The organism is Heyndrickxia sp. MSNUG (assembly GCF_049532715.1).
Taxonomy (GTDB): domain Bacteria; phylum Bacillota; class Bacilli; order Bacillales; family Cytobacillaceae; genus Mesobacillus.
In genome coordinates, this window is record NZ_CP150978.1 from 3,238,744 (window position 1) to 3,252,779 (window position 14,036).

The 14,036-nt window shown below is 41.2% G+C and carries 18 protein-coding genes and 1 pseudogene; 5 read left to right on the forward strand and 14 right to left on the reverse strand.

Going from position 1 to position 14,036, the window contains the following annotated elements; translation table 11 throughout:
* The first annotated feature begins 206 nt into the window (after positions 1–206).
* Positions 207–1,688 carry a methyl-accepting chemotaxis protein gene (locus AABM38_RS16305; RefSeq protein ID WP_423407359.1) on the forward strand — a complete coding sequence of 494 codons (1,482 nt, stop codon included), beginning with the start codon at positions 207–209 and terminating at the stop codon, positions 1,686–1,688.
* Positions 1,689–1,724: 36 nt separating this feature from the next.
* Here the strand turns inward: AABM38_RS16305 and AABM38_RS16310 are convergent, their stop codons facing one another.
* The 8 genes and pseudogenes from AABM38_RS16310 to spoIIIAA all read right to left on the reverse strand — a co-directional run bounded on the left by AABM38_RS16310 (position 1,725) and on the right by spoIIIAA (position 6,870).
* Positions 1,725–2,273 (reverse strand): SpoIIIAH-like family protein, encoded by a 549-nt coding sequence (locus AABM38_RS16310; protein WP_423407360.1) that lies wholly within the window; start codon positions 2,271–2,273, stop codon positions 1,725–1,727.
* Positions 2,274–2,276: 3 nt separating this feature from the next.
* Positions 2,277–2,939 (reverse strand): stage III sporulation protein AG, encoded by a 663-nt coding sequence (spoIIIAG, locus tag AABM38_RS16315; protein WP_423410770.1) that lies wholly within the window; start codon positions 2,937–2,939, stop codon positions 2,277–2,279.
* Positions 2,940–3,023: 84 nt separating this feature from the next.
* Positions 3,024–3,560: pseudogene (gene spoIIIAF, locus AABM38_RS16320) on the reverse strand (stage III sporulation protein AF); the annotation flags it as partial.
* A gap of 10 nt (positions 3,561–3,570) precedes the next feature.
* Positions 3,571–4,770, reverse strand: a complete 1,200-nt coding sequence (spoIIIAE, locus tag AABM38_RS16325) for a stage III sporulation protein AE (RefSeq protein ID WP_423407361.1) — start codon at positions 4,768–4,770, stop codon at positions 3,571–3,573.
* Between the two features lie 30 nt (positions 4,771–4,800).
* Positions 4,801–5,190 carry a stage III sporulation protein AD gene (spoIIIAD, locus tag AABM38_RS16330; RefSeq protein WP_335375880.1) on the reverse strand — a complete coding sequence of 130 codons (390 nt, stop codon included), beginning with the start codon at positions 5,188–5,190 and terminating at the stop codon, positions 4,801–4,803.
* A gap of 14 nt (positions 5,191–5,204) precedes the next feature.
* The gene (gene spoIIIAC, locus AABM38_RS16335) at positions 5,205–5,411 is read right to left on the reverse strand and encodes a stage III sporulation protein AC (RefSeq protein WP_009794945.1); all 207 of its coding nucleotides are present in this window, start codon (positions 5,409–5,411) and stop codon (positions 5,205–5,207) included.
* A 19-nt stretch (positions 5,412–5,430) separates the two neighbouring features.
* On the reverse strand, positions 5,431–5,946 hold the full coding sequence (spoIIIAB, locus tag AABM38_RS16340) for a stage III sporulation protein SpoIIIAB (protein ID WP_335375842.1): 516 nt from the start codon (positions 5,944–5,946) through the stop codon (positions 5,431–5,433).
* On the reverse strand, positions 5,947–6,870 hold the full coding sequence (spoIIIAA, locus tag AABM38_RS16345) for a stage III sporulation protein AA (RefSeq protein ID WP_423407362.1): 924 nt from the start codon (positions 6,868–6,870) through the stop codon (positions 5,947–5,949).
* A gap of 137 nt (positions 6,871–7,007) precedes the next feature.
* Here spoIIIAA and AABM38_RS16350 point away from each other — a divergent pair, with 137 nt between their 5' ends.
* The 3 genes from AABM38_RS16350 to AABM38_RS16360 all read left to right on the forward strand — a co-directional run bounded on the left by AABM38_RS16350 (position 7,008) and on the right by AABM38_RS16360 (position 8,492).
* Positions 7,008–7,160 (forward strand): hypothetical protein, encoded by a 153-nt coding sequence (locus tag AABM38_RS16350; protein ID WP_423407363.1) that lies wholly within the window; start codon positions 7,008–7,010, stop codon positions 7,158–7,160.
* Between the two features lie 106 nt (positions 7,161–7,266).
* Positions 7,267–7,929, forward strand: a complete 663-nt coding sequence (locus AABM38_RS16355) for an SIMPL domain-containing protein (RefSeq protein WP_423407364.1) — start codon at positions 7,267–7,269, stop codon at positions 7,927–7,929.
* Between the two features lie 200 nt (positions 7,930–8,129).
* Entirely contained in the window at positions 8,130–8,492 is a 363-nt protein-coding gene (locus AABM38_RS16360; protein ID WP_423407365.1) for a rhodanese-like domain-containing protein, read from the forward strand.
* A 77-nt stretch (positions 8,493–8,569) separates the two neighbouring features.
* Here AABM38_RS16360 and efp read toward each other — a convergent pair whose 3' ends face one another.
* The 4 genes from efp to AABM38_RS16380 form a co-directional block, all read right to left on the reverse strand.
* A complete protein-coding gene (gene efp, locus AABM38_RS16365; protein ID WP_423407366.1) occupies positions 8,570–9,127 on the reverse strand; it encodes an elongation factor P in 558 nt (185 codons plus the stop codon).
* A gap of 21 nt (positions 9,128–9,148) precedes the next feature.
* Entirely contained in the window at positions 9,149–10,210 is a 1,062-nt protein-coding gene (locus tag AABM38_RS16370) for a M24 family metallopeptidase (RefSeq protein WP_423407367.1), read from the reverse strand.
* 4 nt (positions 10,211–10,214) lie between these two features.
* Complete coding sequence (gene aroQ, locus AABM38_RS16375; protein WP_423407368.1) at positions 10,215–10,661, reverse strand: type II 3-dehydroquinate dehydratase; 447 nt, start codon at positions 10,659–10,661, stop codon at positions 10,215–10,217.
* 78 nt (positions 10,662–10,739) lie between these two features.
* Positions 10,740–11,255, reverse strand: a complete 516-nt coding sequence (locus tag AABM38_RS16380; protein WP_423407369.1) for a YqhR family membrane protein — start codon at positions 11,253–11,255, stop codon at positions 10,740–10,742.
* A 369-nt stretch (positions 11,256–11,624) separates the two neighbouring features.
* On the opposite strand from AABM38_RS16380, the gene AABM38_RS16385 reads away from it, so the two are divergent.
* A complete protein-coding gene (locus AABM38_RS16385) occupies positions 11,625–11,996 on the forward strand; it encodes an SA1362 family protein (protein WP_423407370.1) in 372 nt (123 codons plus the stop codon).
* A gap of 10 nt (positions 11,997–12,006) precedes the next feature.
* Here AABM38_RS16385 and AABM38_RS16390 read toward each other — a convergent pair whose 3' ends face one another.
* Together AABM38_RS16390 and splB are read right to left on the reverse strand one after the other, a co-directional pair.
* A complete protein-coding gene (locus AABM38_RS16390) occupies positions 12,007–12,891 on the reverse strand; it encodes a patatin-like phospholipase family protein (protein ID WP_423407371.1) in 885 nt (294 codons plus the stop codon).
* Positions 12,892–12,982: 91 nt separating this feature from the next.
* The gene (gene splB / locus AABM38_RS16395) at positions 12,983–14,008 is read right to left on the reverse strand and encodes a spore photoproduct lyase (protein ID WP_423407372.1); all 1,026 of its coding nucleotides are present in this window, start codon (positions 14,006–14,008) and stop codon (positions 12,983–12,985) included.
* Positions 14,009–14,036: the final 28 nt, after the last annotated feature.

A 14,036-nucleotide genomic window follows, 5' to 3' on the forward strand; every position in this document is an offset into this window, starting at 1 on the left:
TTGTCCATTTCATATTTAAGACTAGATACTAATACTATACGATAATACCATGTGCAAATTCAATATGTTACGATAATCTTCTCTCTTACTTGCCTTTCTCATTCATTTTAATATTTTCTGAAAAAAAAGTGAATTCATTCGACAGGAATCGCAATATTTTTAGCGAATATTACATTTAGCTTGATTTAAAGAGGAGAAGACACTTAATGAAAAATATTGAAGAAATTAAGATAGAGGATCTGGCAAGAAAGAATTCATTGATTGTTAAAGCCACTCTGGTTTCTGTCATACTGGCAGCTGCAGTTGATACTGCAATGAAGAAAGACCTTGCTGTGATTCTTTCTATCATAGCAGGCGGGGGTGCTGGAGTAGGGATAGTGGCAACCCTTCATTATCTCAAGAAGCTGACCACCTTCATCCCATATCTATCTATTGTTATCGTCTCTGGAGTATTATTCTTGATCATGGAGACGAGTGTTTCCCCTACTGCTTATATATTGCTGTATTTCATTCTTGCTACAGCAGCCATCTACATGGACCGGAAAATTCTTTTGCTGGGTTCAGGACTAGGATTTGCGATTATTACAATTTTCACCTATCTGCACCAACATGAATTGCCGCTTGAAACTAAGAATTATGTGACGATTTACCTGTTGTATATGTTGATTACCGTCATGCTGAGCTTCCAATTTTCCATTTCCAATAAGCTTGCTGAGACAATCGTTTCTGCTCAACAAGAGTCTGAAAGCTTATTATTGAAAGATTTAGAAACAAGAAAAATCATTGAGAATAATACAAAAAGCATATCAAACCTGATTGATGATGTAAAATTAATGAGCCGTGAAAACTACGAATCTTCGATTGAGATGACACATTCAGTTACGGAAATTTCAGCGGGAATCCATATTCAATCAGATTCAATCGTCGACATAACCCAGACTCTAGAAAGTACCAACCATGACATATCTAAGACATCTACACTTGTGGAAAAGCTCCATCAGGATGCAATGTCTGCTGAGAGGGTATCTGATAAGGGCGATGAATTAATGAGGAGGCTGATTAAAGAATTGACCTCTTCATACGAAAACATGAAATCCGTGAACCAACATATCATGTCGCTTTCTTCCCTGGTGAAAGAAACATCCAGTTTTGCATCCGATATACAAGGGATTGCAGCCCAGACAAATCTACTGGCTTTAAATGCTTCCATTGAGGCAGCCCGCGCAGGAGAAAGCGGCAAAGGATTTGCAGTAGTAGCGGATGAAGTAAGAAAGCTCGCAGACATCACAAGCTGCACTGCAACCCAGATAACGGACAATTTAAAGAGCGTCATGATTGATACATCAAGGACGAAGGAAGGCGTAAACTTCACTGCTGAAAAGCTCACTCAAAACCTTGAGCTCGCAGCAGAAACAATGGAAGCATTCGATACGATTCATCTCGTATTTAAAAATTTGAAAAGCGACATTTCGGAGCAGGATACATTCACGAGAAACATCCTTGAATCGTCCATTGCAATTGAAGGCACAATCGCGAGGTTCAGCTCAGTCATTCAGCAGGCCAGTGCCGCACTGGAGGAAATTTCATCAGCAGCACTTGTGCAAAGCAAGCATCATGAACAGCTATTTAAATCAGTAGAAGTCGCGCATGAATCATTAGATAATTTATTGAAATTACATCAAAATTAAAGGGAAAGCAGCCGCTTTCCCTTTTTTGTGTGTATCTTATTTAGATGGTTCAAATGAAACGGCTACAGGCTGTAAAGATCCAAGTTCTGTCCTTACCATCTGGATGATTTCATTTGCTGCAGAAGCAGAGTGATCTTTTGCTTTTACTGTAATCCTGACGTTTTCGCCATCTGCACGAACCAATGCATCTTCATATCCCATAGATTTAATTAATGTTTCGAGTACTCCTTCTTTTTGTGCAATTTCATCCAGCTGGTTCATCTTTTCAACCGCATCGCTGCGTTGTTCGGCAGGAAGGTCAGTTGAAGCGACGATTGTCTGAAGGTCTTCCTTCATTTTTGTCCGCTTTTCTTCAAGGTTTATACGCAAAGCTTCAAACTTTTCATCGCTGGCAATTCCTGAAATCACAGTTGATCCATCCTTCGATTCAGTTGCTGCAGTCTCTTTATTGTCTGCCTGTTTCTGTTCTACCCCAGCAAGGTCAGCACTCTTTTGCTGCTCAGGTGAAGTGATATAGTACACAGAAAGAACGACCACTAGGCTTAGCATTGTCAATAACCATACAGTTTGCTTTTTTAATAACATCTATTAATCCCCCTTAGATTTTTTTGGCATTACTGCCACGCGGTGATTTGGAACATCCAGTGCCCTTGTGACAGCCTCGATGATCCATTTTTTGATTTGTATATTTTCAGCTCCCTTTGCCACAACCAGGACACCTCTAATCTCTGGTTTCTTTGTCTCCAGGACAAGTGGAACCTCTTTTTCACCATTCCGTACCAACACAAGCTGCTCATCCTTTGAAGCATCCTCGACTTTTCGCTTACCGCCTTCACGGTCGGTTTCGTCCGTAGTCTGGGATTGGATGGTGGTGTTTTTTTCAAGTACTTTTTTCTCTGTTGCATCCACGTTGACAAACACTGTTACATCCCCTACGCCGTTTATTCCCTCCAGCATTTCTGTAAGCTGGGCTTCATAGGCTTCTTCATAATCGGAAATGACGTCATTTCCAGCACTTTTTTTCTGGCCGAATACTGCAGTATCTTCCTCAGGTCCAGCTTCCTTCGCTGCTGGGACAACTGCATCAGCAGGATTTTTATCACCGAGTATATTTCCCATTAGCATGATGGCGGTACCGAAGAGGACTACTATCATCAAATACTGATATTTGCCTGTTTTCTTACCAGGCGGCCCATCTTTGCTCCCCAATTGCTTTTTAAGCCAAGTCAAAGGACCTTTTTCATTGTCCATGTTCGTCACTCCCCCTTCTATCATGATTTGAATAGAGCTTTCAGGAACGTTCCATTTTTCTGACAGAAGAGAAGATATTTGATCTGTATTCTTAGAGGTTTGTTTTGATGGAAGGGGTGCGTCTGTATCAATTTCTACTTCTCTTACTACTGCCACAGTCTCTCCCTCATTTTCTGCTTTCTTAACATGTACGATGACATATTGCAGGTTTTCTGGGAAAGGCCGCTGATCCTGATCATTTACTTCAAGCTCGATATTAGCAATTTCCATTCCTTGCTGCTCCATCAACTCCTCCTCTGCGGCTGTTTTCAATTGGACAGCCATTGTTTCTAAAATATATGCATGCTGGGATGCTTGTATTTCTTTTTTCTGAAATTCTATTGAATTTTTTATATTTTCTTCTTCACCATGACTATTAAATTGGCTAATCGAAGCGATTGCTGTTTCAAAATCAGTTGTGAAGATCTTCATAATAGGTGAAAGGATAATCGCAATCAAAATCAGGCCAGTTACGATCTTCGTGTATTTCTGGAAGCTTGAATTCGGCAGCAGCATATCCAGGACAGTTGCCAGGAGGATAAAAATGATGATATTTGTAACCCACTCTTTTAAAAAGTCCATCCTTCTCCCCCTATCTCACCATCATCGTTAAATTTCCAGCTGCGATAATGACTGTAATCGTCAGGAAAAACATCAATGAGACAATTCCCAAGGCAGCAAATACGTATATGATGCTTTTACTGATGATATCCAGGCAAGTAATAACAGGGCCTCCGCCTAATGGCTGCAGAATTGCTGCTGCGAACTTATAGATGAAGGCAACCATCAAAATTTTGACGGCCGGAAATGCGGCAATGAGCAATAGAATTGCCACTCCTGCAAGGCCAACTGTATTCTTCAGCAGCATCGATGCACTGATGACAGTATCCGTTGCATCGGTGAAAACCCGACCAATCACAGGCACAAAATTCCCTGTTATAAATTTTGCCGTCTTTACGGTTACGCCGTCTGTCACAGCCGCAGATGCCCCTTGTACTGATATGACTCCAAGAAACACGGTCAACAATATTCCGAGCAGGCCGACACTCCAATTCCTCAGCATACTGGCAAGCTGCGTAACTTTGTAGTGCTCAGATAATATGCTGACAATGCTAAGAAGTGTCGACAGAAATAAAAGCGGCAGTACAACATACTGGATAAACATACCGCTCGTATTCATCATAAAAATGATAACCGGGTGGAAGAAAGCTGCCGATATCAATCCTCCAGAAGTCGCCATTAATGCAAGCAAGAGTGGTATTAAAGCAAGGATGAATTGAATCATAGTCCCAATTGCATCATTCGTGTAATCGACTACCACATGAAAGCTATTAAGGGCAATAATGATTAAGACCATGAACACGATCGAATAGGCGACCTTACTGATTGTGCTTTTTTCAAAGGAATTTTGCAAAGCCTGGAGAAACATACTGAAGACAGTAAGCAAAATCAATGAACCAAGAAGTTTTCCATTAACAATGAATTCATGAAAGGCAAAATTCACGATGCCTTTAAACCAGGCCTTCATCGAAAACTCTTTTTCTCCGCTTATAAAATCATATAAGCTGCCTTTCTGGCTTTCTGGCAAATAACCGTCATATTTATCGATGATATCCTCCCAAAACCCCTTAAGCTCATCGATATTTAGATTCTCAAGCTGGGATTTCGCAATTTGATCAGGATTTATCAATAGATTCGAGTCCTTTTCTTCTCCTGCAGCTTGTACAATCGGACTAAAAAAAAACAATTGGATAAGAATGATGCTTAGAATGAACTGCAGCCGCTGCTTCATATTTACACCTCTTCATACAAGACTCTAAAATCAGCCCGGGATTAAGCGAATAATTGTTTCGATCATTACTGTGAGAATTGGGATTGCCATAGCAAGAATCAGGATTTTTCCTCCTAGTTCAATCTTTGAAGCGATTGCCCCCTGGCCTGCGTCTTTCGTAATTTGGGCTGCAAATTCTGCAATATATGCTATCCCAATGATTTTCAGGATGGTTTCCACGTAGACAAGATTCACACGAGCATTTGCCGCCAGCTTTTGGATCATAAATATGATTTGGTAGATTTGATCAACAAGGAAAAGAAAGATTGCAGAGCCTGTAAAAACGATCAATAAAAATGCAAAGTTAGGCTTTTGCTCTTTCACAATCAGCGCTAGAAAGGTTGCAATGAGTGCTACACCAACTATTTGAAGGATTTCAATGGCAAAGCCCTCCCCTACCCTTGAAATAGGAATACAGATTTAATTTTTTGAAAGAGATCATCAACAATTGAAGCGACCATGAAAAGTATATAGATGAATCCGAACAATGTTACCCATTGTGCATATTCCTTTTTTCCTACCTGGTCGAGGATTGTGTGCAAAAAAGCAACGACGATGCCAACACCTGCGATTTTAAAGATAATATCCACTTCTAGACCCATCTTGTCCTCCTCCTAAACGCTACATCAATAAAATGATTAGTAATAAGCCAGATAGAAACCCGATGCTTTTCACCATTTTTTCGTATTTCATCTGTCTTTCGCAGGCATCTGTTTCTTCTCTTTCCAGATGTGAAATCGTAAGCAAAATTTGTTTTTGCTGAGAATGCCTGTCATGTCTTCCAAGTGTCTCGCCGAATTGTTTCATGATCTCAAATTCGCCCTGTTTGAAGGCGGTTAATTTCCAGACCTCGGATAAACTTTCTTCCCATGCAGACTTTACAGTCGTTTCGGATTCAGTTAATTTTTTTGAAAAGGCTTCAAAAAACCAGGACAAAGGTTTTGAAAGCTGTGCTGCAAGTTTCCTTGATGCTTCGTGCAGAGGAGTGTGCCCATACATGATTTCCGCTTCCAGTGACTGCAGTGCCGACTTCAATAGCCGCAGCTGCCGTGGTCGTTCACTTAAATGTCTGGATGCCTCAAAACCTGTCCATGTTGTGGCCAGAATAATCATCACAGCACCAATTATTTTCACCATTTATGTCACTCTCACTTTTTGCAGGATTTCTTTGCCATTAGAGTCTTTTATCGAAGTAATTGTACCTGGCCCGGAAACCCTATTAAGCTCAACAAATCGATCAAAAATCCCCATCTCCAGAATTGGTTTGAGGGTGGGACGCTTTTGAATATCCTGAAGGGAATCGCCGTGGGTTGTCATGATCAGCTTGATCCCTGCATTTACCGCCTCGAGAATCGCATCCCCATCTTCCTTACGGCCAATCTCATCCACAACCAGGACATCTGGGCTCATTGATCGGATCATCATCATCATTCCTTCGGCTTTAGGGCAAGAATCGAGAATATCTACCCTAGGCCCAAAGGTGAGCTGTGGAACTCCTTTTACACAACCGGCTATTTCCGACCTTTCATCGACAATGCCTGCTTTAAGCGGAGGCAGCTTCTTTTGCTGCACTCCACTGGAAATCAGCCTTGCGATATCTCTCAACAATGTTGTCTTTCCAGTCTGAGGCGGGCCTATGATCATCGTATGCTTCCAGCCATTTTGATATAAAAAGGGCAAGAGCGGTTCAGCTATCCCGATTTTTTCCCTGGCGATCCTAAAATTAAATGAAGAAATATCCCTGATGGCTTTTACAGAGCCATTTTCAAGTATCACCTTGCCCGCCAGCCCCACTCTATGGCCGCCTGCGATTGTGATATATCCCCGTTTCAGTTCTTCTTCCAATGTATACATTGAAAAATGTCCAAGCTTGTTCAAGAGCTGGACAGCATCCTCGGGGGGAATGATATACGGCAAGAATTGCGGTTTGCCTCTTACCGTTATTTCCAGCGGACGGTTGATCCTGATCCGCACTTCTTCCATCCCGTCTTTGTCATTAGGAGGCACTGTATCCAGCAATTCAGCAATCCGTTTCGGCAAAAAAGAGAAGATATCGTCCATAATTGATCCTCCTGACATACACTTAATTAATATGTATGCCTGCTTGGCCACTTTATGACCGCTAGATTAATGATTATTGCAGGAGTAATCAGAAAGCGATTAGTAAAAAATAACCCTCATGAAAGGAGTTGAAAACCATGAATGAGGATCATCAAAAATTCCAGAAGGTTCAAAGGGATGATCGTGCAACATACCTTGGAGGTACAAGAAGCCTGAAGGAATCCCCTATGACTGACCCGAAGTACAACAACAAAAACGATACGGATAAGGCACCTGGAGCCGGCGAGTAACAGGTATGCATTGTTAAACTTCGAGCATTCCTACTGTCCTCTTGTGATGGAAATAAAGAAACAATCATAAGAATAGGAGAAGAGGAAAAAGCTTGGAGGGATAAAAATGGCTCAAGGAATATATTCTGGATTCAGGGGAGCAGAGATTGGCAGAAGAATCACAGTAAACGGTGAAGGCTCAGTCATGGCAAGCCCAAATAAGGCAACTGCAACACTTGGAGTTCGAACAGAAAATCCAAATCTCCAAGAGGCACAGGCGGACAATGCTAAAATTGCTCAAGATATTGTTACAGCTCTTGTTAGTATAGGAATTCCAAAAGACGATATCAAAACCGCAGATTATAGAATTGATCCTATTTATACGTATGAAGACGGCAAACAGCTATTCCAGGGATACCGGGTTACACATCTATACACAATAACAATACGCAATCCTGAGCAAGTCGGTGTGGTAATCGACACGGCTGTTAAAAATGGTGCAAATGAGGTAATGAATATCCAATTTACTGTTGCTGACCCACAGGCATACTATAACCAGGCTCTATCCCTTGCCGTTATTGATTCTTATAAAAAGGCTCAAACCATTGCGAGAACGTTTGGCATCGCCACCCAGCCGCAAATTTTATCCATTACAGAAGAATCCCAAAAAGCAATACCCGGTCCTTACCTCGTTGCATCATTCGAAAAGAGCTCAGGCAGCGGAACACCAATTGAACCAGGAAAACTAGAGATTAAAGCTACCCTAAAAGCCACTTATACTATTGTTTAGCTTTTGATAAAGCCGGGCGCAACCTGGCTTTTTCTATTTTGCTTTGCTTAATCCAACTGGTGGTTTGCGTTCATGGCACTCCGCTTTCAATCATCTGCCCGGACAGACTAAAAAAAATCGCCGCTGACACAATTTGTTTGTACACTTCTAACTGCCTATGAGGTAAAATACCCTTATACGTATTATAAGGAGCGATATTCATGAAAAAGATCTTAGCAGCAATTACTTTTCTATTGTTAATTACAGGCTGTTCCTCTGGTACTTATAAAGATGTTACAGTTGATGAAGCGAAGGAAATGATCGACTCGGGCAAAGTGGAAGTCCTTGATGTCCGAACTCCAGAAGAGTTTGCCGCAGGCCATATTCCTGGGGCGAAACTAGTGCCTTTGCAGGTTCTTGAAGAAATGCTCTCAGAGCTTGATAAAGAACAAAAATATGTTGTTGCATGCCAGAGCGGAAACCGTTCTACAAAAGCAAGCGGAATACTGACTGAGAAGGGATTCAAGAATATATACAACATGAGCGGCGGAATGAATGAGTGGAAATATGATATTGAGCAATAACCTGGCAAGCATCTCGATTAATGAGGTGCTTTTTCTTATACCAAACAAAAAAACCTGCCAAAAGGCAGGTTTTAATATTAAGCACGTGATACGTAAGATGAATCAGTTGTGTTGATGATCAGTCTGTCACCCTGGTTGATGAAGAAAGGAACCTGAACAGAAAGACCAGTTTCCATTATTGCAGGCTTTGTTCCGCCGGAAGCAGTATCACCTTTAATTCCCGGTTCTGTTTCAGTTACTTCTAGCTCAACAGTGTTTGGAAGTTCTACCCCAAGAGTTTCGTGGCCGAATGTCATAATGTATACTTCCATGTTTTCCTTAAGGAATTTCAATTCATATTCGATAGAATTCCCTGGTAATTCAATCTGCTCATAAGATTCATTATCCATGAACACATGCTGGTCTCCGCTAGCATATAGATATTGCATTTTACGGTTTTCAATCTGCGCTTTTGCTACTTTTTCACCTGCGCGGAAAGTTTTTTCCTGGATTGCTCCAGTACGAAGGTTACGAAGCTTTGAGCGTACAAATGCTGCACCTTTTCCTGGCTTTACGTGTTGGAAATCAAGTACACGCCAAATACCATTATCCACTTCGATTGTTAAACCAGTACGAAAATCGTTAACTGAAATCATTGTTTGTCCTCCTAATGTCTCTTAAAGTATGATGAGTTCTTTTGTAGAATGTGTCAGGGACTCATTATGGTCTAATTTAATCACGGTATCGTCTTCAATTCGTACTCCGCCAAGGCCAGCGATATAGATTCCCGGCTCAACTGTCACAACCATGCCTGGTTCAAGTATTGTTTCAGATCTGTACGAAAGTCCAGGACCTTCATGTACTTCAAGACCGATGCCATGTCCAGTTGAATGTCCAAAGTATTCTCCATATCCTTTTTCTGTGATGAAATTCCTAGTCAGCGCGTCAGCTTCTTTGCCTAACATTCCAGGCTTGATCCCTGCCATGCCTCGAAGCTGTGCTTCAAGAACGATGTCATAGATTTCCTTCAGTTTGTCAGCTGGCTTGCCCACTGAAACTGTACGCGTAATATCAGAAACATAACCTTTATAATAAGCACCATAATCAAGGGTAACAAAGTCGCCCGCTTCAATCACCTTGTCACTTGCCACACCGTGTGGCAGGGCAGAACGGTAGCCTGATGCAACGATAATATCAAACGAAGAAGAAGTAGCTCCCTGCTTTCTCATGAAGAATTCTAGTTCATTCGATACCTCCAGCTCTGTTCTCCCTGGACGGATAAACTCAAGTATATGTGTAAATGCAGCATCTGCAATGGCTGCTGCTTCCTTTAATATCTTAATCTCTGAATCGGTCTTAATCAAGCGTAACTTTTCAATTTCTCCCGATACAGGGACAAGCTCAGCTTCAATTGCCTTTTCATAGGTTTTAAACGCTGAATATGTAACATGAGCTTCTTCAAATCCCAGCTTCTTAATACCTAGGTTTTTCGCCTGGGCCGCAACTTCATCCTGGATAAGTCCTTTATGAAGGACAACATCGTAGCCTTCGCATTGCTTAGCTGCTTGCTCTGTATAACGGAAATCAGTAATGAACAATGCTTTTTCATTAGTGATTAACACCATTCCAGCTGAACCAGTGAATCCAGTCATGTAACGGCGATTAAATTCGCTTGTTACCAGCATTCCATCTATACCGAGTGTTTCAAAGGTTGCGCGCAATTTTTGTATCTTTTCCATAACCTTATTCCTCCCCTTTTTCTTCCCTTTTAAATGCTTCTAGCGCCAATTCGTAGCCAATCAGGCCAAGACCAGCAATTTGTCCTTTTGAAACAGGAGCTATGACAGATTTATGCCTGAATGCTTCTCTTTCATAAACATTTGAAATATGTACTTCGATAACGGGACAATTTATTCCTGCTATCGCATCCCTGATGGCATAACTATAATGCGTAAATGCCCCGGGGTTGAAAATGATGCCATCAACACCCGTATCTTCGGCCTCATGAAGTTTGTCGATCAATTCTCCTTCATGATTGGATTGAAAACAAATAACTTCCAGCTGTGATTCTGCACCCAGCTCAATTATTCTGTTCTCCAAATCCTTCAGCGTCTTGCTGCCGTATATAGCCGGTTCCCTTTTTCCCAGACGGTTTAAATTGGGACCGTTAAGCAAAAGTATTTTTCTCATACACAGCTCCCGTAAAAAAAGAATGTTCATTAAGAACATTCTAACATAACTAAATTCGTGAAAACTACTTAGACATGCTTAAGAAGTAACCTCTTTATGTTTTTTCTCTCGGCTGCGGACTTCCTGTTCCTCATAGGAAATAGAATAGCCAACAAAGACACCAAAGAGGATATAAAAACATGCTGACGTAATTAAGGTGTTCTTTGACAGGTCCCAGAACGGCTTAATCCCAGGGAATATTGGATTCAAAACATAAAATACAAGCAAAAATAACACTAGTCCATAAGCGGCACCTGCCCATATGGATTTAATTTTTCTCATTGCTGCATAATAAACGAGTGCGGCACCGATTGAAAAAAGGCCGATTGCGATGATTGAGATCACTGTACCTAGCCACTGCTCTTTCCATTTCCCTAATGCCCATGGCTCGAGAATGACATTTGGACGAATCTCCGTAAAATTGAAAATATAGGCTAAGTATGCCAGGGCACTCCAGAATATACCGCCACATAATCCAGTGATAATCGTCATCGTGAGGAAAGACATAGGTTTTTCCCGCTGATTTTGTTCAAGGTTTTCATGATTTTCTGCCATTAGTTGCACCTCCGTTTATAGTATGTCCCGGAGCAGAAAATCAATTGCATGAACTGGATAAAAATGTTGCGATGAGCTCAGAAAGCATATAGTGGTTTAGGGTTTTTTTTAGTAAAATAAAGTTAAGGTATATAAAAATCCCTTTGCTGATTTTTTTAAGATATCGTCCTTAACTATAGTGATAAGCTTTTCTAGTCATTTATTTGCTTGAAACAAATTATAACTTTCAATCTCTCGTTTAAAGCGCTTCTAAAAAAGGAAAAAGAAGCAGGAGAATAGTATAAAACCGAAGAAATTGTATAAAGTAAGCGTTAGCTAGTTTAAAAGACTAAAAAAATGCTCATGATGCTTTTAGGGAGGTGGCTTACTTTGAATAATCGAACTTCTAAGTATTTGGTTACAGGACTCATTGTCCTTTCAATTATCGGAATAGTATCGAAATTGATAAGCGATCCTGTTGGTGTTATCAAAACCCTTGCTGTAGTCGCATTGGTCGGTGCAGTGATTTATTATCTAGTAAGACGTTTTTCTGGAACCAGCCCTGGAAAGCAGCAACAGCGAGCATTTTTAAAAGCAGCAAAGCGGTCCAAGAAACGGTTCCAGGCAAAAGAAACAAGTTCTTCAACTAAGCGCTCTAAAATTAGGTCACTGGCATCTGCACGGAACAAGAAAAAGGATGCATCTCATTTAACTGTCATTGACGGTAAAAAAAGCAAGAAAAAAAATCGGGCTTCGTTTTAGCCCGATTTTTTTAATAGCACCAGGATTTAAAAAATTTATCAGCGTTCATTTTACCTAGTTCGATCAGTTCTAATTTTTTTTCTTCAGTCAGCTGAAATTCGGTCGTCAATGATCCTTCAGTCGGTATGAAAATAATATTTTTTGCATGCTTACGCGAAATATATCTGGAATCATGCGCATCCTTCATCGTTTCAAACAAGGCATCGAACATTTGCAGGGCATTTTTGATTTTGTTTGTTGGCTGCTGCGTTATATGAGGGCTGAGCTTTACTCCGAGTACCGGCCGTACTTTTTTTACATTATCCTTATCAAAGAGCCACATCGGAAAATTGCTCAATACCCCACCATCCACAACGATATTCGTACTGATGCGGTCCCTTAGTTTCACCGGTTCAAAAAAGAATGGCAGACTGCAGCTCATTCTTATTGCCCTTGCTACAGGAAAAGTTCTTGGGTCGATACCGTACTTTGGAAGATCATCAGGAAGAATCAATAATCTCCCATTCGTTAAATCTGAAGCGATGATTCTAAGTGCATCCGGAGCCAAATCACCGAATGTCCGCAACCCTCTCGCGGCAAGTGTTTCTGCGATCCAACATTCCAGTTCATCTCCCTTGTATAAACCCATACGCCAATATACAAACAGCCATTTCGTCAGTGCTGAAGGGATAATTGTTTTTCTTGAGTCAAGAAATTTCCTCAGGTTCAGCTCACCAACAAGGCTTGCCATTTCTGTACTCGTATACCCGGCAGCAAGCAATCCCGCTACCAATGATCCAGCACTTGTTCCAGCTACCCGCTTAAATCTGAACCCTCGTTCCTCAACTGCTGCACAGGCACCGATCAACGCAAATCCTTTGATTCCTCCGCCGGAAAAAACGCCGTCTATATACATATGAGCCACTCCCGTCGATGTAATCCCATTGTTACATCTTTAAGCGCACATTTTGTAAAATAGTACGGCGTACAAGTTAAAAATTTTCATATTACGTGAAGTATTGGATCTCCGCTTCGGGGAAGAACGAATGAATATAACCGCGAATCGTGTTTTCAAGATCCTTTGCTTCATCTGTCTGATATACATATTTTCCGATTCCGTAGCGTCCCCATTTGTACTTTCGTTTTTCTTCATCCATTTCCAGCTTGGATTTTGGGTAACGTTTTTGAATCACATTTTTAGCTGGTTTTGTGAAACGGTGCTGAATCAGTTCAAAGCTCAAGCCTGATAGGTCGACACCTTCGAGTGAATGGCTAAGCCTTTCAAACAATTCATGGTATCCTTCTCTCCAACCTTCATGGATATAAATCGGCGCAACGATAAAGCCTAGCGGATAGCCGGCTCCGGCTACCTTCCTTGCTGCCTCAAGCCTTTCGTCAAAGGAAGATGTGCCTGGCTCAAAGTTCTTGATGACATAGCGTGCGTTTACACTAAAACGGAATCGCGTTTTACCATTATGCTTGGCATCCAGTAAATGATCGACATGATGGTATTTTGTGACGAATCGTAATTGACCGTATTCTGTTTGACCGATGAATTCAATTGTTTTCTTCAAGGCAAGAGTCAAATGGTCAATACCGACAATATCGGATGTACATGCCGCTTCAAACCGTGTTATTTCAGGCTTTCTTTCATCCATATATTTTTGCGCCTGTTCAAAAATTTCATTAAGATTGACATATGTACGAATGTACGGCTTACTTCCAAGTGTTGTCTGAAGGTAACAATAATGGCAATGCCCCATACAGCCAGTGGCAAGCGGTATCGCGTATTCCGCTGATGGTTTTGATGTATCGAATTTCAGCGTCCTGCGTACACCTACTACAAGAGTTGATTTCGCATTACGATACTGCTGTAATTCGTTATCACCTGGTATACCGCGGACCTGATTATGGGATGTAGTTTCCCTGATTTCGAGACCCATTTTCTCAAATTTCTCTTTCAGTTCCCTGCCTAGCGGATGTTCAAGTGCTTGTGGCTCGATATAAACCAATTGAGGTACAAAGGGTTTCATTTACATGCCTCATTTCATTCCATAATGT

What these genes read in the sequence shown, in the direction of transcription:
- splB (WP_423407372.1), bottom strand. Translation starts at nt 14,008, where the DNA reads ATGAAACCCTTTGTACCTCAATTGGTTTATATCGAGCCACAAGCACTT.
- AABM38_RS16370 (WP_423407367.1), bottom strand. Translation starts at nt 10,210, where the DNA reads ATGGAAAAGATACAAAAATTGCGCGCAACCTTTGAAACACTCGGTATA.
- AABM38_RS16360 (WP_423407365.1), top strand. Translation starts at nt 8,130, where the DNA reads ATGAAAAAGATCTTAGCAGCAATTACTTTTCTATTGTTAATTACAGGC.
- spoIIIAG (WP_423410770.1), bottom strand. Translation starts at nt 2,939, where the DNA reads ATGGACAATGAAAAAGGTCCTTTGACTTGGCTTAAAAAGCAATTGGGG.
- spoIIIAC (WP_009794945.1), bottom strand. Translation starts at nt 5,411, where the DNA reads ATGGGTCTAGAAGTGGATATTATCTTTAAAATCGCAGGTGTTGGCATC.
- AABM38_RS16310 (WP_423407360.1), bottom strand. Translation starts at nt 2,273, where the DNA reads ATGTTATTAAAAAAGCAAACTGTATGGTTATTGACAATGCTAAGCCTA.
- spoIIIAB (WP_335375842.1), bottom strand. Translation starts at nt 5,946, where the DNA reads ATGGTGAAAATAATTGGTGCTGTGATGATTATTCTGGCCACAACATGG.
- spoIIIAA (WP_423407362.1), bottom strand. Translation starts at nt 6,870, where the DNA reads ATGGACGATATCTTCTCTTTTTTGCCGAAACGGATTGCTGAATTGCTG.
- AABM38_RS16355 (WP_423407364.1), top strand. Translation starts at nt 7,267, where the DNA reads ATGGCTCAAGGAATATATTCTGGATTCAGGGGAGCAGAGATTGGCAGA.
- spoIIIAE (WP_423407361.1), bottom strand. Translation starts at nt 4,770, where the DNA reads ATGAAGCAGCGGCTGCAGTTCATTCTAAGCATCATTCTTATCCAATTG.
- AABM38_RS16390 (WP_423407371.1), bottom strand. Translation starts at nt 12,891, where the DNA reads ATGTATATAGACGGCGTTTTTTCCGGCGGAGGAATCAAAGGATTTGCG.
- AABM38_RS16305 (WP_423407359.1), top strand. Translation starts at nt 207, where the DNA reads ATGAAAAATATTGAAGAAATTAAGATAGAGGATCTGGCAAGAAAGAAT.
- efp (WP_423407366.1), bottom strand. Translation starts at nt 9,127, where the DNA reads ATGATTTCAGTTAACGATTTTCGTACTGGTTTAACAATCGAAGTGGAT.
- AABM38_RS16380 (WP_423407369.1), bottom strand. Translation starts at nt 11,255, where the DNA reads ATGGCAGAAAATCATGAAAACCTTGAACAAAATCAGCGGGAAAAACCT.
- AABM38_RS16350 (WP_423407363.1), top strand. Translation starts at nt 7,008, where the DNA reads ATGAATGAGGATCATCAAAAATTCCAGAAGGTTCAAAGGGATGATCGT.
- aroQ (WP_423407368.1), bottom strand. Translation starts at nt 10,661, where the DNA reads ATGAGAAAAATACTTTTGCTTAACGGTCCCAATTTAAACCGTCTGGGA.